The organism is Pseudomonas sp. H1_D04 (assembly GCF_054683855.1).
In genome coordinates this window covers 6,105,086-6,130,150 of the sequence record NZ_CP162826.1, presented here as the reverse complement: position 1 = coordinate 6,130,150, position 25,065 = coordinate 6,105,086, and the positions used below count along the sequence as shown (strand labels likewise).

The 25,065-nt window shown below is 62.4% G+C and carries 7 protein-coding genes; 2 read left to right on the top strand and 5 right to left on the bottom strand.

Features of this window, described 5'->3' with window-relative positions:
* Positions 1 to 24 precede the first annotated feature (24 nt).
* Together AB4N82_RS28230 and AB4N82_RS28225 are read right to left on the bottom strand one after the other, a co-directional pair.
* Positions 25 to 14,916, bottom strand: a complete 14,892-nt coding sequence (locus AB4N82_RS28230; RefSeq protein ID WP_460104008.1) for a non-ribosomal peptide synthase/polyketide synthase — start codon at positions 14,914 to 14,916, stop codon at positions 25 to 27.
* A 131-nt stretch (positions 14,917 to 15,047) separates the two neighbouring features.
* A complete protein-coding gene (locus AB4N82_RS28225; protein WP_032885338.1) occupies positions 15,048 to 16,697 on the bottom strand; it encodes a cyclic peptide export ABC transporter in 1,650 nt (549 codons plus the stop codon).
* 430 nt (positions 16,698 to 17,127) lie between these two features.
* On the opposite strand from AB4N82_RS28225, the gene AB4N82_RS28220 reads away from it, so the two are divergent.
* Entirely contained in the window at positions 17,128 to 19,614 is a 2,487-nt protein-coding gene (locus AB4N82_RS28220) for a TonB-dependent siderophore receptor (RefSeq protein ID WP_122763627.1), read from the top strand.
* Positions 19,615 to 19,713: 99 nt separating this feature from the next.
* Here AB4N82_RS28220 and pvdO read toward each other — a convergent pair whose 3' ends face one another.
* Genes pvdO through pvdM form a run of 3 tightly spaced genes read right to left on the bottom strand, consistent with a single transcriptional unit; the run spans position 19,714 to position 23,249 of the window.
* Positions 19,714 to 20,586, bottom strand: a complete 873-nt coding sequence (gene pvdO / locus AB4N82_RS28215; protein ID WP_099601588.1) for a dihydropyoverdine dehydrogenase — start codon at positions 20,584 to 20,586, stop codon at positions 19,714 to 19,716.
* Positions 20,587 to 20,618: 32 nt separating this feature from the next.
* Positions 20,619 to 21,887, bottom strand: coding sequence for a pyoverdine-tailoring periplasmic protein PvdN (pvdN, locus tag AB4N82_RS28210; protein WP_122763626.1), 1,269 nt, complete (start codon positions 21,885 to 21,887; stop codon positions 20,619 to 20,621).
* Between the two features lie 18 nt (positions 21,888 to 21,905).
* On the bottom strand, positions 21,906 to 23,249 hold the full coding sequence (gene pvdM / locus AB4N82_RS28205; protein ID WP_460104004.1) for a pyoverdine-tailoring dipeptidase-like protein PvdM: 1,344 nt from the start codon (positions 23,247 to 23,249) through the stop codon (positions 21,906 to 21,908).
* Positions 23,250 to 23,392: 143 nt separating this feature from the next.
* On the opposite strand from pvdM, the gene pvdP reads away from it, so the two are divergent.
* Positions 23,393 to 25,021 (top strand): pyoverdine maturation tyrosinase PvdP, encoded by a 1,629-nt coding sequence (pvdP, locus tag AB4N82_RS28200; protein ID WP_122763625.1) that lies wholly within the window; start codon positions 23,393 to 23,395, stop codon positions 25,019 to 25,021.
* Positions 25,022 to 25,065 lie beyond the last annotated feature (44 nt).

The following is a 25,065-nucleotide window of genomic DNA, read 5'->3' as shown; positions in this document are numbered from 1 at the left end:
CTGACCATCAGGGGCGGCGACGTTTCAACTGGCTACGGGTTGCAGCGCCAGGTGCTGCAACAGACCCTGAAGCAGGGTCGGGTGGTTAAGCATGTCGTAGTGGCCGGCGGCGATCTGTTCATTGCTCCGGGCGCTGGCCAGGTTCGATGCCGGCTGGTCGGCAAGCGCCTTGGCCCACCAGCAATGGGCTTGCGCCCGGGTGGGCGGCAAGCCGTCCAGTCCCGTGGACAACGCCTTGAGTTTCATCGCTACCTGGAACGTGTGAGCCAGCTCCTCGGTGCTGATTGCGGCATACACCGAACGCGCGGCAGCGCCTGCCTGGACCTGTGCGATCAGTTGCTCCAGCACCGCGCTGTCCGTCGTCGCCCTGACGTCGAAGGCTGGCAAGGCCTCGGCCGACAGGCCGAACAGTACCGCGAGGAACCCGCGCAAGTCGTCGCTCCAGTCGTCGCTCAAGACGTCTTCGCCAGTGGGCACAAAACTGTCCACCAGGCCGAGAAACTCCACGCGTTGGCCCTGGCTTTCCAGCTCCTGGGCCACCAGCACCGCGAGGGTGCCGCCCAGCGACCAGCCCACCAGGTGGTACGGGCCGCTGGCTTGCTGCTGGCGGATGTACTGGCTGTAATCGATGGCCATGGACGCCAGGGAATCATCGTTCCACTGGCGGTCCAGCAGCATGCGACATTGCAGGCCGTAGACGCTGCGCTGTCCATCCAAGCGACGGGCCAGGGGCTCGTAGTCGAACACCGTGCCAAAACCGGCATGCAGGCAGAACAACGGCGAACTGTGCGTCGTTTCACTGTTGAGCAGCAGCAGCGGATTCAGGCTGGCATCGTCTTCGGCAAACCCGGACAGCTCAGCGATGGTGGGTTTGCCGATCATGTCCCGCAGTTTCAGTTCGATGCCGATATCCGGCTGGCTGCGCACCTTCGACAGCACCTTGAGAATGCGCAGCGAGTCGCCGCCCAATTCAAAGAAGTTGTCAGTGACGCCTACGCTCTCCAACTCCAGCACCTCCTGCCAGATCGCTGCCAGTTGTGCCTCCAACGCATTGCGCGGTGCAACGAAGGCGCGACCTTTGAAGTCCGGGTCAGGCAGGGCCAGGCGGTCCAGCTTGCCGTTGGGGTTGAGCGGGAAGGCCGGGAGCGCGAGGATTTGCGCCGGCACCATGTAGTCGGGCAATTCCACCTGCAAGGCCGCACGCAGGCGTTCGCCCAGCCCGGCCGAAGCGTCGGCCACCACGTAACCGATCAGTTGCTTGCCGCCGGCCGTATCGCGGGCGACCACCACGGCGTCTTGCACGTCGGGGATCTCGCGCAGGCGTGACTCAATTTCTCCCAGTTCGATACGGAAACCGCGGATTTTCACCTGGTTGTCCAGGCGGCCAAGGTAGTCGATCACGCCGTCGGGGCGTTGGCGCACCAGATCTCCGGTGCGATACAGGCGTGTGCCGTCGGCAGCGAACGGGTCAACCACAAACCGTTCGGCGCTCAGGCCGGGCCGCTGGTGATACCCACGGGCAACGCCTTCGCCGCCGATGTACAACTCGCCCGCCACGCCATCGGGCACGGGGTTGAGGTGTTCGTCCAGCACATACAGGGTACGTTCACCGATGCGGGTGCCGATCGGCGCGTACACCGCGTTGCAGCGTTCGTCGGCACTCACTTTCCACAGCAGCGGCGTAACCACGGTTTCGGTGGGGCCGTATCCGTTGGTCAGGTACTGCGGCTTGAGCACGCGTTTGACCAGCTCGAAGTTGGCCTCGGCCACCGCGTCACCGCCGAAGCAGTAGATGCGCACGGGCGGTGGTGCATCGGTTTGGCTGTCGCCGTACTCGGCCAGCTGTTGCAGATACGCCGGAGGGAAGCAGGCGATGCTGATGCTGTGGGCGTGCAGCGCCTGCCAGGTTTCTTCCGGTGTCCACAGCTGGTTACCCCGCACCACCAGGCACCCGCCGCTTTGCAGTGTCGACAGCCAACGCTCCTGGGCACCGTCGAAGGCGAACGACATGAACAGCAATTCGCGGGTGCCGCTGTCCATCTCGTAACGCTCGGCAATCGCTTGGCAATGCATGCGAATTTGCCCATGGGTCACGGCGACGCCCTTGGGCTTGCCGGTGGAGCCCGAGGTGTAAATCAGATAAGCCAGGTTATCGTCGTGCACCTGCGGTGCCGGGCACGTCGCCGGCCAGTCCGACAGCGGCAGGCGATCCAGGTCGATAAGCGTCGCCTCGCCCAGGCCGTCGAAGCGCGACCGCAGCGAGTGCTGGCTGATCAGTACGCTCATGGCAGAGTCTTCGACGATCCACTGCACGCGGTCCTGCGGGTAGTCAATGTCCAGCGGCACGTAGGCGGCGCCGGTTTTCATGACGCCATAGAACGCGACAATGACGTCCACCGAACGCTCCAGAGCGACGCCAACGAACATCTCCGGCCCGATGCCCTGGGCCATGAGGCAGTGGGCCAGGCGGTTGGCCCGGGCATCCAGTTCGCCGTAGCTCAACTCGATCCCGTCGCACACCACCGCCACTGCGTCAGGGCGCTCCAGTGCGTGTTGACGGATCACCTGTGCCAGGTGGGCGCGTGGTGCCATGGCGGGGCTCAGCACGTTACGTTGCAGCAACAGTTGCTGTTCGGTGCCTGCCAGCATTGTGAGGCTGCCGACGTTGGCCTGGGCGTTGTTCAGCAGTTCCAGCAGCAGGGTTTCAAAGCTGCGCAGGATTTGTGCGGTGGCGGCCTCGGTAAAGCGGTTGCGCAGGTACAGGAACTCGATCTTCAGGGTGTCGCCGAGGTTGATCGCCAGGTCCATGGCAAAGTTGGTCACATCGCGGCTGCTGACGTCGCCAAAGCTCAGGCGTTCTTGCCCGGCTTCTTGCAGGCGTTCGTCCACCGGGTAGTTTTCAAACACCAGAATGCTGTCAAACAGCGGCTGGCCACCTTGGCCCGACCAGCGTTGTACGTCCGCCAGGGACGCGTGCTCGTGGTCGCGCACTTCCAGGTTATAGGCCTGCAACGCTTGCAGCCATTGGGCGACGGGCATGTGCGGTTGCGGGGTCTGGATAATGGGCAAGGTGTTGATAAACAGCCCGAGCATGTCCTCCGAGCCTGGCAGGCTGGCCGGACGACCCGCGACCGTCGCGCCGAAGCACACGGTGTCCTGGCCGGTATAGCGCTGCAACAGCAGTAACCACGTGGCCTGGATCAGCGTGTTCGGGGTGACGCGCAGACGTTGGGCCTGCTCACGCAAGTGCGCGGTTTGCAGCGCATCCCAATTCAGATACAGCGCCGCGTGGCCTTCCAATTCCATGGCCGGTTTGGGCGACAGGCTGTTGGCGAGGGACGAGGTGCCGTTCAAGTCCTGGAGCTTGGTTTTCCAGAACTGCTCCAGTACCGCCTTGGATTGATCTTGCAGCCAGCGGATGTAATCGCGGTAATGCCCGCGTTTGGCCGGTGCGGCCTGGCCGTTGTAGATCGCGAAGACTTCACCCAACAGCCGCGAGTTGGACCAGCCGTCCATGAGGATGTGGTGGCTGGTCCAGATCAGGTAGTGCGTTTGTGGGTCGAGCTGCACCAGGGTCAGGCGTGTGAGCGGCGCACGCAGAAGTTCGAAGCCACGGGCGCAATCCTGGCTCGCGAGTACCTCCAGGTCTTGGGCGGTGACGTCCCGTTGCTGCCAGTCGAGTACGTCGACAGGCATCGTCGCCGCGCGATAGACCACTTGCAGCGGTTCGGCCAGTTGGTTGTCGGCCCAGAACCCGGTACGCAGGATTTCATGGCGCTCAATCACGGCGTTCCAGGCTGCGGTGAACCGCGCAACGTCCAGGCCGGTGACCGAGACGGCCATCTGGTTCACGTACAGTGCGCTTTCCGGTGCCTCCAGTGTGTGGAACAGCATGCCCTGTTGCATCGCCGACAACGGGTAGACGTCTTCGACTTGTGGCAACGGCACCGGCAGGCGATCCAGTTGTGCCTGGCTGATCCGCGCCAGCGGGAAGTCGGACGGCGTGACCCCCACGTTGGCGGTGTCGCAGCAATGCTCGATCAGGGCCAGCAGCTCGCGCTTGAGGTCATCGGCCAGGTGCGCAATGGTCGCTTCGTCGAACATCTCCCGGCTGAATTGCCAGCCTAGGGTCAGTTCATCACCGTATACCTGGCCATTGAGGCTCAGCCAGTTGCCCAGTGGCGCATTCAGCGCCTGCTCACGGCCGCTGCCTTCGGCGGCAGGGGCCAGCAACGAGCCCTGACTGGCATCGAAACTGCCGTCGAACTGGCCAAGGTAGTTGAACGTGATGCGTGGTGCCTGCAAGGCGCCGAGGCTGGCCCGTGCCTGCGGCGTGCCCAGGTAGCGCAGGGCGCCATAGCCAAGGCCTTTGTCGGGGATTGCCCGCAACTGTTCCTTGATCTGCTTGATGGAGTCGCCAAGGTTGGCGGCCGGCACGAGCTTGACCGGGAACAGGCTGGTGAACCAACCCACCGTGCGGGTCAGGTCGATGTCATCGAACAGGTCTTCGCGGCCATGACCTTCCAGCTCGATCAGGCAGTGCGGGGCGCCGGTCCAGCGGCTGATGACACGTGCCAGGGCCGTCAGCAGCAAGTCGTTGATCTGCGTTCGATAGGCCTTGGGCGCCTGTTGCAGCAATTGCTTTGTCTGCCGGGCGTCGAGGTGGGTATGCAGCGTGTGGCTGTGGCGATTATCCAGGCTGCCATAGGGACGTTCGCATGGCAGGTCGGGCGTGTTGGTGTCGAGTTGCGCCAGCCAGTAGTTCAGTTCGTCCTGGGACGTCTGGTTTTGCGCGCGGCGTTGCAGGCGCTCGGCCCAGGCCTTGACCGAACTGGTGCGGGCCGGCAGCTGCACCGGCTGCTGGTCGCTGACCTGTTGATAGGCGTTTTGCAGGTCTTCAAAAAGAATCCGCCAGGACACGCCATCCACTGCCAGGTGGTGGATCACCAACAACAAGCGCTGGGTACCGTCGGCCAAGTGGATCAACAAGGCGCGGATCAGCGGGCCGTGTTGCAGGTCGAGGCTGCCTTGGGCTTGATCGCACAGGTCCGACAATTGCTCGGCGGTGGCGTCAACCTGTTGCAACTGCCAGTCGACCATTGGCCGGTACTGGGCGCTCCAGCCGCCGGGGTGTTGCTCAAAGCTCAAACGCAGGGCGTCGTGGTGCTCAATCACCGCGTGCAACGCCTGTTGCAGTGCCTCGGCCACCAGCGGTTGCGCAGGTTGGAGCAGTACCGACTGGTTCCAGTGATGGCGCTCAGGGATCGCCGTTTCAAAAAACACCTGGTGAATCGGCAGCAACGTGAGCGGGCCGGTGGCTGGTCCCTGGTCGATCACCTGGGCACTTGCGCCGACACGGGCCACGCTGGCCAGGCCTTGCACGGTCTGGTGTTGGAACAGTTCCTTGGGTGTAAAGGCGATGCCTTGCTGGCGGGCGCGGCTGACCACCTGGATGGAGATGATGGAGTCACCGCCCAGTTCGAAGAAATTGTCGTTCAGGCCGACGCGTTCCAATTTCAGTACGTCTTGCCAGATGGCGGCAATCTGCTGTTCCAGCGGGCTCTGCGGCGCCACGTAGGCTTTTTGCAGCAGGTTTGCATCGGGTTTCGGCAGAGCCTTGCGGTCCAGTTTGCCGTTGGGGCTCAGGGGCAGTTGGTCGAGGAAGATCAACTGGGCCGGCACCATGTAGTCGGGCAAGTGTTCGCTCAGGCGGTGTTTGATGTCGCTGCGCAGGTCAGCGGCGTCACGGGCTTGAGCGGGCACGGCGTAGGCGACTAACTGCCCGTCAGCCGCAATCACCACCGCTTCACGCACGCAGTCCAATTCCATCAGGCGGGTTTCGATTTCCCCCAACTCAATGCGCAGGCCACGGATTTTTACCTGGTGGTCGATACGGCCACGGTATTCGATCACGCCGTCAGGACGGTAGCTTGCCAGGTCGCCGGTGCGGTACAGGCGTTGGCCATCACCGAACGGGCTGGTCATGAAGCGCTCGGCGGTGAGGGCAGGGCGGCGGTGGTAACCCCGCGCCAGGCCTTCGCCGCCCAGGTACAACTCGCCGATGACGCCGGCCGGCACCGGTTGCAGTTCGGCATCGAGGATGTAGGTGGTGAGGTTGGCGATCGGCTGGCCAATCGGCACGCTGGCCTTGCCTTCCTCGCGGCAGGTCCAGTGGGTTACGTCGATGGCGGCTTCGGTGGGGCCGTAGAGGTTGAACAATCCGGCGTTCGGCAGTTTGGCGAACACCTGTTGTTGGGCATCCACCGGCAGGGCTTCGCCGCTGCAGATGATGCGTGTCAGGCGGGTGCACTGGGCGACCTGTTCGTCCAGCAGGAACACCTGCAGCATCGACGGCACGAAGTGCAGGGTCGTGACCTGGTAACGCTGAATCAGGCTGATCAGGATGGCCGGGTCGCGATGATCGCCAGGCCCGGCAACGGCCAAACGGGCGCCGGTCATCAGCGGCCAGAAGAATTCCCACACCGACACGTCGAAGCTGAACGGGGTCTTTTGCAGCACCGTGTCGTCGGCGGTCAACCCATAGGCCTGTTGCATCCAGCACAGCCGGTTGGTCAGGGCCGAATGCCGGTTGCCGGCGCCTTTGGGCTTGCCGGTGGAACCTGAGGTGTAGATGACGTAGGCCAGGTTTTCACCGTCAACGGCGACCTCCGGGTTGGTGTCGGCATAGGCGCTGACGTCCAGTTGATCGAGGGCCAGCACCGGCAGCGCAGCCGGAATCGGCAACTGCGTGAGCAGGTGCTGCTGGGTCAACAGCAGGCCAATGCCGCTGTCTTCGATCATGTAGCTGAGGCGGTCCTGCGGGTATTCCGGGTCCAGCGGCACATACGCGCCGCCGGCCTTGAGCACGGCGAGCAGGCCGATGACCATCTCCAGGCTACGCTCGGTGGCGATGCCCACCAGTGCATCGGGGCCGACGCCCAGTTCCATCAGCTTGTGGGCGAGCTGGTTGGCGCGCTGGTTGAGCTGGTGATAGCTCAGCTGCTGGTCGCCGAACACCAGCGCCGTGGCATTGGGTGTGGCCGCCACTTGGGCTTCGATCAGTTGCTGGACGCTGTGGTGCAGCGGGTAGTGGGTGGTGGTGGCGTTCCACGCGCTGACAATGTGCTGCTGCTCGGCGTGGTCGAGCATCGCCAAATCTGCAACTCGCTGTTGTGGGTCGCCAATCAGGCTGTGCAGCAGCTGTTGCCAATGCCGCCCAAGGCGCTCGATGGTGGTGGCGTTGAACAGGTCGGTGGCGTAGGTCAGGGTCGCGCTCAAGCCTTCGGCCGATTCGCTGGTGCTGAGGGTCAGGTCAAATTGCGAGGTGCTGCCTTCCCAGTCCAATCCCTCGACCTGCAACGCCGAAGGCAGTGACGGACGTTCGGTGGCGCTGGGTTTGTCGGCACTCTGGTGGTTGAACATCACCTGGAAGAGCGGGTTGTGGCTGAGGCTGCGTTCCGGTTGCAAGGCCTCCACCAGTTGTTCGAATGGCAGGTCCTGATGCGCCTGGGCATCCAATGCATGTTGCTTGACCTGTTGCAGCAGAGCCTCGACCCGCAGGTGCGAGCTGAACTCGGCTTTCATGACTTGGGTGTTCACGAAGAAGCCAATCAGCCCCTCGGTTTCGACCCGGTTGCGGTTAGCAATCGGCACACCGACGCGGATATCGTTTTGGCCGCTGTAGCGGTGTAACAGGGTCTGGAAAGACGCCAGCAACAGCATGAACGGCGTCACGCCAACGCGATGGGCAAAGGCGTGCACGGCATCGCCCAGGCCAGGCGCCAGGGTGATTGACAGGTGGGCACCTCGGTAGCTTTGTTCCGCCGGGCGCGGGCGATCCGTCGGCAACTCCAATACGCTGTGTTCACCGGCCAACTGGCCGGTCCAGTACGCCAGTTGACGTTCGCGCTCGCCGGCTTGCATCCATTGCCGTTGCCAGGCGGCATAGTCGGCGTACTGGATGGGCAACGGCGCCAGTGCGTGAGGCTGTCCAGACTGGGCGGCGCCGTACAGGCTGATCAGTTCCTCCACCATCAACTGCACCGACCAGCCATCGGAAACGATGTGGTGCTGGGTCAGTACCAGTACATGTTCATCGTCCGCCAGACGCAGCAGCCTGACCCGCAGCAGCGGGCCGTTTTGGAGGTCGAACAGTTGCCGGGTTTCGTGCTCCACAAAGGCCTTGATCGTGGCGTCGTCCGGCGTGCCGTTCAGCGTCTCGACCACCAACGCCAGCGGTGCCTGGTCGGCGATGATTTGGCGGGGGTGTTCGTTGTCCACCACGAAGGTGGTGCGCAGTGCTTCGTGACGCGCGATCAGTTGATTGAACGCGTGCTCCAGCGCCGCGACATCCAGCGTGCCCTTGAGGCGCAGGGCGGCCGGCAGGTGGTACGCGGCGCTGTGCGGGTCCAATTGCCAGAGGAACCACTGGCGCTCCTGTGCGTAGGACAGGGGCAGCGATTGAGTGCGTTCGACGGGCACCAATGGCAGCTCATGCTGCCGCGCGCGACCGTTCAGGCCGGCGACGAAATCCCCGAGCACGCTGCGTTCGAACAAGCTGCGCAGGGCGACATCCAGCCCCAGGGCCTGACGCACCCTGGAGATGATCTGGGTTGCCAGCAACGAATGGCCGCCCAGTGCGAAGAAGTCATCCGTGAGGCCCACCTGCTCAAGGTTGAGCACGCTTTGCCAGATTCCGGCGACCTGGATTTCCAGGGCCGTTCGCGGCGCCACATAGTGGTTTTGCTGTTGGCTGGCATCCGGCTTGGGCAGCGCTTTACGGTCCAGCTTGCCGTTCGGGCTCAGGGGCAATACATCAAGGAACATCAGGAAGCCCGGGACCATGTAGTCCGGCAGCACGGCTGCCAGCGCGGCTTTGATCGACTGACGCAGCTCTGCGTGCGGCACGGCCGTGGCCTGGGGCACCACATAACCCACCAACTGCAAACCGCTGGCGGCCGGTTGGGCGAGGACGATGGCGTCTCGCACCATGTCGTGCTCCAGCAGTCGGGCTTCGATTTCGCCCAACTCGATACGGAACCCGCGAATCTTCACCTGATGGTCGATCCGGCCGACGTACTCGATCACCCCGTCTGGGGTGTAGCGCGCAAGGTCGCCGGTGCGGTACAAGCGGCCGCCACCTTGGCTGAACGGGTCGGGCATGAAGCGCTCGGCCGTCAGGTCCGGGCGATTGAAATAACCCCGCGCCAGCAACTCGCCGCCGATCACCAGTTCGCCCACCACGCCAATCGGCGCCGGGGCACCGCTGTCGTCCAGCAGGTAAATGCTGCGTCCGGCCAGGACCTTGCCGATGGGCATGGTCAAGGGCGTGGGGCGTGCGCCGGTTACATAGTCGGTGCAATCAAGGGCCGTGACCGTCACCGTGGCTTCAGTCGGGCCGTAGGTGTTGAGTAATTTGACGTGGCCAAGGCCGGCCTGGCTCCACGCGGCGAGGCCTTCTGGCGGCATGGCTTCACCACCGGCGTGCACTTGCTTGAGGCGCCCGTAATCCCGTGGGCCAGCCGCGGCAAAATCCTTGGCCAGCAGGTTCCAGTAGGCCGTGGTGAGGTCGACCACGCTGATCTGGTGCTTGATCAGTGCGTGGTAGAAGGTCTCGGTGTCCCAGATTTCGGTGCCGCGCAGCACCACCGACGCGCCGCAGATCAGGGCCGGGTAAAGCTGCTCGACGAAACCGTCGAAGTTGAAGGTGGAAAACTGCAGGATGCGGTCGCCGCCATTGAGATTGAAGAACCCCAACGACACGTAGGCATGGCGAGTCAGCGAGGACTGGTTGATGCCCACGCCTTTTGGCCGGCCAGTGGAGCCGGAGGTGAACATCACATAGGCAAGGTTATCGGCATGGGCACGATTGACCAGGTTGCTGTCGTCCAGATTGACCCAGGCTTGGTTCTGGTCCAGGCACAGGTGCGCCACCTCGGAAGGAATCTTCAGGCGTTCGCGCAAGCGGCTCTGGGTCAGCATCAGTTGCGTGCCGCTGTCTTCGATCATGCACAGCAACCGATCCTGCGGGTATTCAGGGTCCAGAGGCACGTAGCCGCCACCGGCCTTGAGCACCGCCAGCAAGCCGATGATCATGTCCAGGCCGCGCTCCACGGCAATCCCCACCAGCACGTCGGGCCCGACGCCCAGGCTCACCAGATGGCGAGCCAGGCGATTGGCCTGGGCGTTGAGTTCGGCGTAACTCAACTGGCGGTCTTCGAAGAGCAAGGCCGGGGCTGATGGTTGCTTCGCCACCTGGGCTTCAAACAGCTGATGAACCCGTTGTTCACTTGGGTAATCGAGGGTGGCACTGCTCCAGTCATGGAGCATCAGGTGCCGTTCTTCATGCCCAAGCATGTCCATTTCACCCAGGCGTTGCTGCGGGTTACGGACGATGGCCTGCAACAGGTTTTGCCAATGCCCGGCCAGGCGCTGGACGGTTGAGGCTTCAAACAGGTCGATCGCATAGGTGAGGGTGGCCAGCAGATCGTCGGCGGACTCGGTGGTGTCCAGCGAGAGGTCAAACTGGGTGCTGGGTAGCGTGCCTTCCAGGACTTCAAGGCTCAGGCCGGGCAGGCTGACGCTGTTTTGCGGCTGCACGCTGGCATGGTTGTACATCACCTGGAACAGCGGGCTGTGGCTGAGGCTGCGCTCCGGTTGCAGGGCTTCCACCAGTTGCTCAAAGGGCAGGTCCTGGTGAGCCTGGGCTTGCAAGGCGTGGTGTTTGACCTGTTGCAGCACGTCGACAAACCGCGCCTGGCCGTTGAGCTCTGCGCGCAGCACCTGGGTGTTGACGAAAAACCCGATCAGCCCTTCGGTTTCCACGCGGTTGCGGTTGGCAATCGGCACACCGACACGGATGTCGGTTTGCCCGCTGTAGCGATGCAACAGGGTTTGGAACGAGGCCAGCAACAGCATGAACAACGTCACGCCTTGCTGCTGGGCCAATTGCTTGAGCGACTGATTCAGCTCGTGGCCCAGCGCCAGTTCCAATTGGGCGCCGCGGTAGCTTTGCTCCGACGGCCGGGTGTGGTCGGCGGGCAGTTCCAATACCGTCTGCTCGCCACCCAACTGTTCGGTCCAGTAGGCCAGTTGGCGCTCGCGCTCTCCGGCCTCCATCCACTGGCGCTGCCACACGCCATAGTCGGCGTATTGGACGGGCAGGTCAGGCAGGCTGACGGGTTGCTGCTGGCTGAAACCGGCGTACAGGGCAATCAGCTCCTGGATCATCACGTTGATCGACCAGCCATCGGAGACAATATGGTGCTGGGTGAGGATCAGGACGTGATCGTCATCCGCCAGTTTCAGCAGTTTGACCCGCAGCAGCGGGCCATGCTGCAAGTCGAACAACTGCTGGATTTCGTGTTCAACACACGCCTGGATCGCCTGCTCGTCTGCGCCCAGCCGTGACTCGACGGTGATCGCCAGCGGAGCGTGGGCGGCGATCCGTTGGACGGTACGCTCGCCGTCCTGGGTGAACGAGGTGCGCAGGCTTTCATGGCGCTCGATCAGGTGCTCAAAGCTGCGCTGCAGTGCCTGGGTGTCCAGATGGCCGCGCAGGCGCAGGGCCGCCGGTATGTGATACGCGGTGCTTTGAGGGTCCAGTTGCCAGAGGAACCACTGGCGTTCCTGGGCGTAAGACAGGCGCAGCGGCTGGTCGCGCGCGACCCGGACCAAGGGCGGCTCGTGGCGGACCGGTTCTTGTGCCAAGGTGGCGACGAACGCCTGCAAGGTGCTGCATTCGAACAGGCTGCGCAGGGGGACATCGGTGTTCAGGGCATGACGCACACGGGAGACGACCTGGGTAGCCAACAGTGAATGACCGCCCAGCTCAAAGAAGTCATCGTGCAGGCCGACGGTTTCACGCTTGAGCACGTCTTGCCAGATGGCAGCGATCTGCTGTTCCAGTGGGCTCTGCGGCGCCACGTAGGCTTTTTGCAGCAGGTTTGCATCGGGTTTCGGCAGAGCCTTGCGGTCCAGTTTGCCGTTGGGGCTCAGGGGTAGTTGATCGAGGAAGATTAACTGGGCCGGCACCATGTAGTCGGGCAAGTGTTCGCTCAGGCGGTGTTTGATGTCGCTGCGCAATTCAGCGGCGTCACGGGCTTGAGCGGGCACGGCGTAGGCGACTAACTGCCCGTCAGCCGCGATCACCACCGCTTCACGCACGCAATCGAGTTCCATCAGGCGGGTTTCGATTTCCCCCAGCTCAATGCGCAGGCCACGGATTTTTACCTGGTGGTCGATGCGGCCACGGTATTCGATCACGCCGTCAGGCCGGTAGCTGGCCAGGTCGCCGGTGCGGTACAGGCGTTGGCCATCACCGAACGGGCTGGTCATGAAGCGCTCGGCGGTGAGGGCAGGGCGGCGTTGGTAACCCCGCGCCAGGCCTTCGCCGCCCAGGTACAACTCGCCGATGACACCGGCTGGCACCGGTTGCAGTTCGGCATCGAGGATGTAGGTGGTGAGGTTGGCGATCGGCTGGCCAATCGGCACGCTGGCCTTGCCTTCTTCGCGGCAGGTCCAATGGGTTACGTCGATGGCGGCTTCGGTGGGGCCGTAGAGGTTGAACAACCCGGCGTTCGGCAGCTTGGCGAACACCTGTTGTTGGGCGTCCACCGGCAGAGCTTCTCCGCTGCAGATGATGCGTGTCAGGCGGGTGCACTGGGCGACCTGTTCGTCCAGCAGGAACACCTGCAGCATCGACGGCACAAAGTGCAGGGTCGTGACGTGGTAACGCTGAATCAGGCTGATCAGGATGGCCGGGTCGCGATGATCGCCAGGCCCGGCAACGGCCAAGCGGGCGCCGGTCATCAGCGGCCAGAAGAACTCCCACACCGACACGTCGAAGCTGAACGGGGTCTTTTGCAGCACGGTATCGTCGGCGGTCAACCCATAGGCCTGTTGCATCCAGCACAGCCGGTTGGTCAGGGCCGAATGCCGGTTGCCGGCGCCTTTGGGCTTGCCGGTGGAACCTGAGGTGTAGATGACGTAGGCCAGGTTTTCACCGTCAACGGCGACCTCCGGGTTGGTGTCGGCATAAGCGCTGACGTCCAGTTGATCGAGGGCTAGCACCGGCAGCGCAGCCGGAATCGGCAACTGCGTGAGCAGGTGCTGCTGGGTCAACAGCAGGCCAATGCCGCTGTCCTCGATCATGTAGCTGAGGCGGTCCTGCGGGTATTCCGGGTCCAGCGGCACATAGGCGCCGCCGGCCTTGAGCACGGCGAGCAGGCCGATGACCATCTCCAGGCTACGCTCGGTGGCGATGCCCACCAGTGCATCGGGGCCGACGCCCAGTTCCATCAGCTTGTGGGCGAGCTGGTTGGCGCGCTGGTTGAGCTGGTGATAGCTCAGCTGCTGGGCGCCGAACACCAGCGCCGTGGCATTGGGTGTGGCCGCCACTTGGGCTTCGATCAGTTGCTGGACGCTGTGGTCCAGCGGGTAGTGGGTGGCGGTGGCGTTCCATGCGCTGACCATCTGATGTTGCTCGGCGTGGTCGAGCATCGGCAGTTCGGCCAGTCGCCGCTGCGGCCCGTCAACGAGGCTTTGCAGCAAGCGCAGCCAGTGCTGTCCCAGGCGTTCAATCGTCGCCGCGCCGAACAGTGCCGTGCTGTACTCGATGCTCGCCGTGATCTGTTGTGGCGTGTAGTCCACGTCCATCGACAAGTCGAACTTGGCCTCATGTTGCGCCACCGGCAGGAACGCCAGGCTCAGCTCACCCAGCGTCAGAGCGGCCGGTTGATCCTGGCTCACCCGCCAGTTGAACAGGGTCTGGAACAACGGGTTGGCCTGAGTGCTGCGTTGCAGCTGCAAGCGCTCGATGATCAGTTCAATCGGGTAGTCGGCATGTTCCATCGCCGCCCGCGATTGCTGGCGCAGCGCTTGGAGAAACTCGCCTGTGGTCAGGTCGTCGGTGAGTTGCGTGCGATAGATCTGGCTGCTGACGAAGAACCCCACCAGGTCCTGGGTCTCGCTCTGATTACGGCTGGCATTCGGCACGCCAACGGTGAAATCCTGCTGGCCGCTGTAGCGACTGAGCAGCAGTTGCCAGGTGCCCAGCAGCACGATAAACGGCGTCAGGTCCTGTTGCTGGCAGAAGCTGTGCAACTGTTGGCTCAGGGCTGTGGGCACTGACAGTTGAAGATTGCCGGCACGGTGTTGTTGTTCGGCATTGCGGGGGAACTCGGTAGGCAGGTCCAGCGTGGGAATCTCCCGTCCCAGGTAACCCGCCCAATAGTCGGCGGCCCGCTGTTGTGCCGGCGTGTTCGGGTACTCCTCGCGCTGCCAGCGGGCGTAGTCGGCGTACTGGATCGCAGGTCGCGCCAGCGGCGTGGTGTCGCCCTGGCAGGCGCGTTGGTAAGCCTGGATCAGGTCGTGCATCAGGATCGGGTTGGACCAGGCGTCCGAGACGATGTGGTGCATGTTCAACAGCAGGATATGGTCGTCGCGCTCAAGGGTGATCAGGGTGGCGCGAATCAGTGGGGCGCGTCCCAGGTCAAACGGTGCACCGGCCTCGGCGGCCAGGCGCTCAGTCACGGCGGTGCTACGGGCGTGCGGTGCCAGGCCTGAGAGGTCCTCTTCGCGCACGTGGATGCGGGCTTGCGGGTCAAGCACTTGCCGGGGTTCATCATCGACGGTCTGGAACGCGGTTTTCAGCACGTCGTGCCGGTCGATGATCTGCTGCAAGGCCGCGGCGAGCGCCGATGTATCCAGCGGGCCGCGCAGGTGCAGCGCGTTAGGCAGGTTGTAGGCGCTGCTGTCGGGCGAGAGTTGTTGCAGGAACCACAGGCGTTGTTGGGCGAAGGACAGGGGAGTGGGGCCGCGATGGGTGGAAGCCTTGATGGAATGCTCTGAACCGACGTCGTCGGCCATCAACAAAGCCAGCAAGTCGTCGTCGGGGAGTTGATTCAGTGGGTTCATGTTTGGTCTCGTCGCCATCGGCTGCGTAAATATGCGTTGTCAGAAAGACGAAGCGTGGCCGACGAGATTTAGGTGTGACGTGGGACTTGGCAGGCAGCGGCGAGCGGCAGGGCGCTCGCCGGAGGGGGAGGTCAGGCGAAGGCTTTTTCGGTAATGACGCGCCCGGCTTCCATTCGCACCAGTTGGTCGGCGATATCGAAGTAACGATCATCGTGGGAGATCACGATGATGGTCTTGCCCAGGCGCTTGAGGTCCGGCAGCAGCTCTGTGTAGAACACGCGGCGGAAGGTCGGGTCCTGGTCGGCGGCCCACTCGTCGAAGACCAGCACCGGACGCTCGTCGAGCCAGGCGTTGATCAGCGCCAGGCGCTTGCGCTGCCCGGTGGAGAGGTCGGTGGTGGTGAAAGCGCCATCGCGGATGCTGACCTTGTGCGCGATTTCCATGCGCTCCAGGTATTGGTTGGCGTCGTCCGGCAGGGCTTTATCGCTTTGCACCAGTTCGTCGAACAGGTAGTAGTCGGCAAAAATGGTGGTGAACATCTGCCGGTAATCATCCAGGCCGTGGGCGTCCACCGTTGTGCCGTTGAGGCGGATCTCACCTTGCTGCGGGGTGTACAGGCCCAGCAGCAGTTTGATCAGGGTGGTCTTGCCGCAGCCGTTTTCGCCGACGATAAACAGGATTTCCCCAGGCTCGATGGTCAGGTTCACCGGGCCCAGCTTGAAGGGCGCGCTGCCTTCCACGGGCGGAAACGCGTATTGCACGTCGCGCAATTCCAGATGCTTCATGGTCGGCGTGCGGCTCTCATCGGCGTCAAGCAGCAAGTGCGGTTCCGGCGACGAGAAGCGTTCGGACAGGTCGGCAATGCGTCGAAAGGCGATCTGCGCGCGGCTGATGATCGGCAGGTTGGCGATCAGGTTTTCCAACGGGCCTTTCATGTAGAGCAGCACCAGTACAAAGCCGCTCATCATGGCCGGGTTGTTGCTGGGCCAGAACGATTGCAGGGTCAGTGCCAGGCCGATGACCACAAAGAACAGCATCGAACCCAGGCTCTTGGCGATCACGAAAATATTGATCGAGCGCACGTGGGTGTCGCAGATGTGGTCGGCGGTGGCCTGGATGTTGCGGGTCAGCATCGCGTGACGGCGCTTGCGATGAATCCGCAGTTCCTTGGCGCCTTCGGCGATGGCCGAGTAATGCTTTTGCAGGTTGTCTTCAGCTTCCCGCGCGGCGTAGAAGCCCTTGATGCCTTTGCTTTGCGCGATGAACTGGATCGCCGAGCCGATGCCGATGGCCAGCAGGGTCATGATGAAGATTGGCAGCGAGAGGCTCGCCAGGTAGCCCAGGCAGCCGAGGATAACGGTGATGGAAATGGCCAGCGGAGCGAAGGCGAAGGCGAAGTCGCTGATGGTGTCGACGTCGTGGGTCAGTACCGGAATAAGGCGGTGGCTGCGGTAGCGTTCGATCTGTTCGATTGGCGCTGACAGCACCTTGGCGCCGAGGTCCTTGCGCAGCCTGGCGATGACTTTTTGGCCCACGAAGTTGCTGCCGATGTCGGCGGCAATGCTGCTGAGCAGGGCGAGCAGGCACAGCCCGGCAAAGGCCAGGACCACTGCGGTGGTGAGGCCGGACTCGCTGTGCAGGCCCTGGTTAACCGTGGCAAGCAGAGCCGTGACGCTCACCCCTCCAAGGATGCCGAACAGAATCGACAGAATGACGGTGTAGCGATAGGGCTTGAGCAGGCTCAAGAGTTCGCTGAGGGCGCTACGCGGTTTTGCAGTCATGAAACTACCTCGGTCGCGACGTGGCTACGTGCTAAGGGCGAGTGGAGGCCCGGCGATCCATTTGATCGCTCGCGGGCTTTTGTAGAAGACGTTTCGACTACGGCGCGATTTAGCCTCATTGCGTTGGGCGCGGGCCCTAAATTTGTCCGCCAGCCCCACGTTATAGATTGGATGCGGCCATGTTTCATGGCCGGCACCCGTAGGCCGGTGCGCCGATCCCTTCCCATGGATGCTTTCATTTCTATGAGCACGCGTGCTCGACCCTCAATGCCCCTGGCGGTTGAGGGTTGAGCGCGTTTAGAGGGGTGGTAAAAAAAGCAGGTAAATGAGTCTGGTTTTCATTACCTGAACCGTCTTATTAACCAGAGGCGCTCAAAGACGCCACTAATTTCTGCCAAACACACGCCTCATTGTTCAAGGATTGCTGTCGATGCCTTATCTCCTTTGGTTGTCTACGCCCAAGCATTACGCGCTGAAGAAATTGCCGCAGACCGTGCGTCTGATGATGTTGGGCGCCGCGCTGGCTGTGCCGGCTGCCGCCACATTGATGCCGAGCGTCGCACTTGCCCAGAGCGAAGCCGGCAAGGTTGCCTTCGCGATTCCGGCCGGTAAATTATCGGATGCGCTGATGTCATTCGGCTCGGCGGCCGGTGTCTCGATTTCCTACGATCCAGCGATCGCCAGCCAGCGCTCCACTCCAGGGTTGAAAGGGCAGTTTGGCGTGGATGAAGGCCTGTCTCGACTGTTGTCGGGCAGTGGCTTGCAGGCCAGTCGCGAAGCCAGCGGCAGCTATATCGTGATGGCGCCATCCAGCGGTTCGGCGCTGAACCTGGGCGCGACCACGATCAGTGCCGAGGGTCTTGGGGAGACGACTGAAAACACCGGTTCGTACACCACGGGGGCGACCAGCACCGCCACCAAGCTTCCCTTGTCCCTGCGCGAAACGCCGCAGTCGGTGAGCGTGATTACCCGTCAACTGATGGACGACCAGCATCTTTCGACGCTTAACGAAGTGATGGCGTTCACGCCGGGTATCAGCATCAACCACCGCGACAGTGAGCGTTACACGTTTTACTCCCGTGGCTTTGCGATCCAGAACTTCCAGTACGACGGCATCCCGTCCCAGGTGGCCAACGAGTCCCAGCAATACGTAGGCGCAATCTCGGACATGGCCATCTATGACCGTGTCGAAGTGGTGCGCGGCGCGACCGGCCTGATGAGCGGTGCGGGCACTCCGTCGGCCACCATCAACCTGGTGCGTAAGCGTCCGACCAAGGACTTCCAGGCCTACGTTTCCGGAGAAGCGGGGGCGTGGGACCGTTACCGCTCCGAAGTTGACGTCTCGGGTCCGCTGACAGAAACCGGCAATGTGCGTGGACGTTTCGTCGCGGCTTATCAGAAGCAAAATTCGTTCATTGACTGGTACAGCCAGGAAAAGCGCGTGATGTACGGCGCGTTGGATATCGATCTGAACGACAGCACTACGCTGCGCACTAGCCTCGACTACCAGAACAACGACGCCGAAGGCACCAGCTACGGGCATATCCCGCTGTTCTTCAGCAATGGCAAGCAAACCAATTTCTCCCGTTCATTCAACCCGGCCTCGCGTTCGAGTTACATGGACAACACCAGCTATAACTTCACCGCCATGCTTGATCACAAGCTGGACAATGACTGGAGCCTGAAGACTGCCTACAGCCATCAATACTCCTACCGTAAAGGCCAGGGCGCATCGGCAAGTGGCGGCTACCCTGACCCTGTGACCGGTGAAGGTACGGGCGTATTTATTTACCGCCTGGACAGCTACCAGACCCAGGATACGCTCGATACCTATGCGTCCGGCCCGTTCAACCTGGGCGGTCGCGAGCATGAGTTGGTGGTGGGTGCCAGTGCTTCGCGCACTCACCTGAACTTCCCTAACTACGCCAGCCACAATGATGACGGCGACTACGGTTCGGCGAATATTTTCAACTGGGACGGCCGTGAGTACGGCAATCGTGAGTATCAAAAGGATGGCGGTACCGTCACGACCTTGCAGCAGACCGGCATGTACGGCGCCCTGCGTTTGAAACCGTTCGATCCGCTGACCATCATTCTGGGTACCCGGCTCAGCTGGTGGAATCAGGATGACGAGGTCAAGAACTATCTCGATGGCACCAAGACGACCGACAAGACCAAAAAGACCGGCGTTGTCACGCCGTATGCCGGTATCGTCTATGAGCTGAACGACACCTATTCGGCGTACGCCAGCTACACCAGCATCTTCTTGCCGCAGACGTTCTACAAAACAGCGTCGGGCACTTCGCTGGCGCCGCTTGAAGGCGACAACTACGAGATCGGTCTCAAAGGTGAGTTCTTCGACGGCGCGCTGAACGCGAGCGTTGCGGTATTTGAGATTAATCAGAAGAACACGCCGGAACAGTCGGGCACGGATTCTTCGGGCCGCGCTGTGTACAAGGCCATCAGTGGTACCAACACCCGTGGCGTCGAGACCGAGATCTCTGGTGAAGTGGTCAGTGGCTGGAACGTGTTTGGTGGTTATACCTACCGCGAGTCCCATGACAAGGACGGGGGTCGGGTGCAGACCAACCAGCCGATCAACCAGTTCAAGTTCGGCACTACTTATCGCCTGCCGGGTGAGTGGAACAAGTTGACTGTCGGTGGCAACGTGACCTGGCAAAGCGAGATGTACGCTGCATCGCAAATCAACTACTCCGGCCCTTACTACAAGGCAACGCAGGATCCGTTCGCCGTGGTTGGCTTGTTGGCCAAATACCAAGTGGATGACCACCTGAGTGTGGGGCTGAACGTCAACAACCTGTTTGACCAGAAGTACTACGACGGCATGGGCACGTTCAATTCGGGCTCCTACGGCGAACCTCGCAACGCAATGATCAACGCCAAGTACGCGTTCTGATCACCGGGAGCCGGCACGTGTGCCGGCTCCCTCCAGACATAAAAAAACCGCCTGGCTCATGCCAGGCGGTTTTTTTTTTGCCGGTTTCAGTGTGCGTAATCAGAGATCGCGCACAACCCTGAAGCCGATCCAGTCGCCCCGCGTCTGCGGGTAGATAGTGTTGCGGTTGCCCGAGCGCGAAAATACCGGTGCTTCACCCCAGTCATTGCCGCGAATCTGATAGGACTCGCAATTAGGTTCTACCCAGGCACTGCCGTCGGCAGGGGCGCCGATGTAGTTGGTATGTTCGCAGTCGGCGACGCGCTCGTAGACGTTGCCGTGCATGTCGTACATGCCGAACGCGTTCGGCGGGTAGCTGCCCACTGGCGACGAGTAGCTGTAGCCGTCCGCAGGCCCGTAGGTGTTGGCGTGTTCGGCGATGCTGTAGCCCTTGCCTTCATCGAAGGGGAACGGGAAAGGCCCGGTGGAACCGGCACGGGCGGCGTATTCGCGCTGGGCTTCGCTGACCATTTGGTAGTGTTGGCCGGTCTTTTTCGACAGCCAGGCGACGTAGGCCTTGATGTCGTCCATGTCCATGCACACCGCCGGCTGACGCGGGCCTTGTGGATAGCGCGGCTTGCTGGCGATGCATTCGCGGCCGGGGCGGGTGTCACCATTGGCGATCTTCACGCCGGTCTGGCGCACATAGCTGTCCCATTCACCGGCAGTGATGTGGAAGCGGCTCATGGCGAACGGTTTGGCGAAGGTCACGTCATGCATCGGGCCTTCATCCGGCTCGCGACCGACCTCATCCTCAGGCGTCCCCATGGTGAAGGTGCCGGCGGGCAGCACGACCATTTCCGGGCAGTCCTTACAGTCCTTGAACACCTTGCCCGGCTGTGGCGCGGCGGCCTGGGCCACGCCTGGCAGCAGGCCGCTGCACAGGGCGGTGAGCGCCAGAGTGGTCAAGGGTTTGAGTCGGAATGGAATCATGTGGGCATCTCGTTCAAAGGGAAAAGTGAGCGTCACACCCGCTGGCGCAGCAGGGTCATGAACCGCTGGATTTCGTCGGCGTTATTGAGCAGGCCAGGCGAGGTGCGAATCACGGGGCCGACATCACGGTCCACCGAATCGATCACCACACGGTGTTTCATCATGTGGGCCACCACTGCTTCACTGTCCTGGCCGTTGATTCGGAAGAAGGTGAAACCGGCGGACAGCGCGGGGTTGCGCGGGGTGACCAGCTCGACCTGTGGCTGCGCCAGCAATTGGTCTTTCAGCTCGGTATTCAGCCCATGGATGCGTGTCTGCACCTGGGCCTTGCCCAGCTGCAAGTGCAGCTTGAAGGCTTCATCTGCGGCCCAGCGATGCTCGAAGGCGTGGTAGCCGCCAGGCGTCATGCTGGTGGCGAAGTCCTTGTCCTCGGAGAAGGTCGGCACCATCGGTGTGACGTATTTGTTCTCGGGGTCGCGGGCGCACACCAGACCGGTGCCGCGCGGGCCGAACATCCATTTATGGGTGCCGGCGATGAAGAAGTCGCAGTGCATGTCGGGGAAATCGAGGTTTTCCACGCCGAAGCCGTGCACGCCATCCACCACGTAGAGGATGCGGTCTTGCTCATCGCGGTTGCGGTTGTGCTCGTCCACCAGCTTGCCGATCTCGCCGATGGGCAGCTTCACGCCGCTGCCGGACTGCACCCAGGTCATGCCCAACACACGGGTGTTGGGGCGGATGTTGCGCTGGATATTGCCCAGTACTTCATCGACAGAGACTTGGTTGGCGTTGTCGAACAGTGCGATCCGGCGTACCTGTGTGGCTTGCTTGAGCACACGAAAGTCCAGCACGTTCTGGGTGGCGTAGTGCTCGTGAACCGTGGTCAGGATTTCCTGGTCGGGCCGTACCTTGATCCCGCCATAGATCATCGCCAGTCCTTCGGAGGTGCTGCCGGTCAGGGCGATCTGCGGGGGAGAGGCCTTCAGGTAACGGCCGGCCCATTCGCGCACCTGGCCTTCACGCTTCCAGGTTTCCTGCAAGTCCCAGTCCATGGCCAGCCCTGGATTGCGGTCGATCTGTGCGCGGTAACGCTCAATGGCTTCGCGTACCGGTTTGGGGTGCGAGGTCACCAGGAAGTTGGAGAAGTGCAGGTAGTCCGGGTCTTGGTTGAACAGTCGCTTGAACCCGGTCCATGGGTCTTGTGTTACGGCTGCTTGCGCCTGAGGCAGGATGGCAGCGCCCAGCGGCAGGCTGGCGGCAAGTACCCCTGCCTGCTTGAGAAACGTACGGCGGTCGGTCATGGACTGGCTTCTAGAGGGTTAACGGTTGGCCAATGGTTTGGCAGCTTTTTGTGCTTGGTCCCAGACCCGCAGGAAGTTGCCTCCCCACAGCTTGGCGATGTCGGCTTCGGAGTAACCGCGCTGGATCAGCTCGGCGGTGACGTTGCGGATTTCGCCGACGTTGTTCCAGCCGTCGATGCCACCCCCGTCGTTGAAGTCTGAAGACAGGCCGACGTGGTCGATGCCGATCTTGCGCACGGTGTAGTCGATCGCGTTGCCCAGGTCTTTGAGGGTGGCCTTGGGTTCCTCGTCGAGGATGCCGTACAGCGCGCTGGCGTACTCGCCGAACCGCTGCTCGGGCCAGGCAGCGATGATGGGATCGCCTGGCATCAGGGCCATGGCCAGGTTCGGCAGGGGCGGCAGGTCAAAACGGGCGCGCAGCGTGTTGAGCTTGTCCTGGGTTGGCTGGCTCAGCGGGCGCAGGTAGGCCGAGAAGGCCACGATCTGCACCACGCCGCCACTGTGCTTGATCAGCTGTAATTCCTTGTCGCTGAGATTGCGCGGGATATCCACCGCCGCACGCGGCGCCGAGTGGGACGCCACCATTGGTGTGCGGCTCAGCTGCGCCACCTGTTCCAGGGCCTTGGTCGACATCTGCGACACATCGATGATCACACCCAGGTCATTGAGACGGTGCACGGCTTGTTTGCCGATGTCGGACAGCCCGTCGAGCGCATCCACCGAATCATTGAAGAATGGCAGCGGGCGCGATGAGTCCGACCAGGCGTTATTGCCCACATAGCTGAAGCCGAACATGCGCATGCCGCGCGCGGCCCACAGGTCCAACTGGTTCAGATCGTTGCCCAGCGGGTAGGCGTTGAGCATGCTCATAAAGATCGCGAACTTGCCCTCGCCATGCAGGCGCCGGAAGTCGTCCGGGGTGTAGGCGATGGCGACCTGATTGGGGAAATCGCGCACCATGGCGCTGATGATCTTGTAGCGCACTTCCTGTTCATGGCGTGCCGCTTCGACAAACCCTTCGGTGGGCTTGTGCGGTGCGTTCGGGCCGTTCCAGATTTCCGGCCAGCCGAAGATGGTCAGGGCGGCGCCGGACAAGCGGCCCCGACTGGCCTTGACCAGGTCAAATTGATCGCTGCCGTCCTTGTCCGCTTCTTTGCCTGCGGTGCCGAAATCCACCGGCACAGTGATATGGCTGTCGAACGACAACAACCGATCCTGCATCTCGTTGGCCTGCTTGATCACCTCCAGCGAGTAGCCGGCGTTGCCCCTGAACCAGTGATCCCAGACCAGCAAGCCAGCGCCGACGGCCAGGGCCAGCGGCAGGCCGATATACAGCGCCTTTTTCGAACGTGATTTTGTCATTGCCATCTCAGTCAGTTGAGGCCTTTGCTATCTGGGAAGAACGAGCGATGAGCGGGGAAATTTAGGCGGGCGAGACGGCGGCGGTAAATTTCCCCTGCCAGCAAACGTTCTAGCTCTGATCAAGCCGTTTCCTAAGGTAAACAATGACCATCTCTCGACGTGGGTTCATCGCAGGCCTCGCGCTCACCGGCGCCGCTGTGCCGGCAGCTTTCTATGCCCATCGCGAGTGGACGCGTGAAGAATTCCCCATCACCCCCGGCGAAGCCACGGTCGATCTGGCCGACACCGCCGGCCAGCAACTGGCCAATACCTTGCGTGGCGTCTGGAGCCTGCGCCTGGAAGGCCGCGACGCTGGCCTCAAGGGCCTGCCGCTGCAAGGCTTGGAACTGCTGCTCGACATCGCCCCCCGTGGCCGAGGCCTGCGCGGCTACCTGGACACCGCCGCCAACCTGCGTGCCGAAGGCGAACCGCGTTACCGGGTATTGGGCGATTTGCTGACGGGCGAGGGCGCGTTGCTCTACTGGCGCTTGATCGACCGCGACTCGGCCGATGGCAGGCCCGCCTATGAATTCAAGATGACCCTCGATGAAGTCTGGGCCGACTTCGGCAACGCCGGCAGCGGCACCCTCGGCGGGCAGATCCTCGACTTGAATCGCCCCCTGGCCCTGACCGAACGCGACAACCGCTTTATCGCCCACAAACAGCTGTTTCCTGAAGCCCGCGAGCGCATCGGTCACAACCCGACCTTGCTCGCCTGGCTGATCGCCCCCGAACACCGCCTGTTCCACCAGCTGTGGCACGCCACTCGCGACCAATGGCACAAACTCTCTGAAGAAAAACGCGATGCCCTGCGCGGCATCGGCTGGCAGCCCGGCCCACGGGGCCAGGAGCGCGACGCCCGTGGCAAGCGCAAAGATCGCAACGGCTCGGGCATCGACTTCTTCTTTATGCATCGACACATGCTCGGCACTGCACGCGCCATGCAGGACTTACCCTCTTGGCCGGCCTTCCCCGAACCGCAACCGGCGCTGGAGCGTGATCGCCTGGGCTTTGTGCGCTACTTCGACAACCACGATGGCTTCGCCTTGCCGCCCACCTGGTTGGCCCCCGACGACAGCGAATACACCCAGTGGGTCAGCGACATCAAGTCGCAAGAGACGTACCACAGCAACTTCCAGGTCTGGGAGTCCCAATACCGCGACCCGCGTTACCTGGCCAAATACACCTTGGGCCAACTGGGTTCCGAGATGGAACTGGGCCTGCACGACTGGCTGCACATGCGCTGGGCCTCGGTGCCCCGCGATCCCTCCAACGGCGCGCCAGTGCCCTTTGCCCGCGACCCGGCAGACTTTGCCGCGCGGTGGTACGCCGCCGAAAACGACTTCCTTGGCGACCCGTTTTCCTCCCACGTAAACCCGGTGTTCTGGCACTTCCACGGCTGGATCGACGACCGCATCGAAGACTGGTTCCGCGCCCATGAACGCTTCAATCCAGGCGAAGTCAGCCGGCTGGAAGTCAACGGCGTAGCCTGGTTCGCCCCGGGCCGCTGGGTCGAAGTCGGCGACCCGTGGCTCGGCCCGGACACCCACGGCTGCAGCACCACGCCGGGGTTGCAAATGGGCAAGTCGATGGAAATGGACCCGGAGACCATGAAGCTCGCGTTGCGTATTACCTTTGGTGCTGACGACGATGCGCTCACAGGGTTGTTCAAGCGCGTGCCGAAGCGGCCGTGGTATGCGCGGCATTTGAAGGTGAAGGCGAGGGAAGCGTGACCGCTTGTCGATGAAACTACGATTTTTACGATGTAAAACGGTAG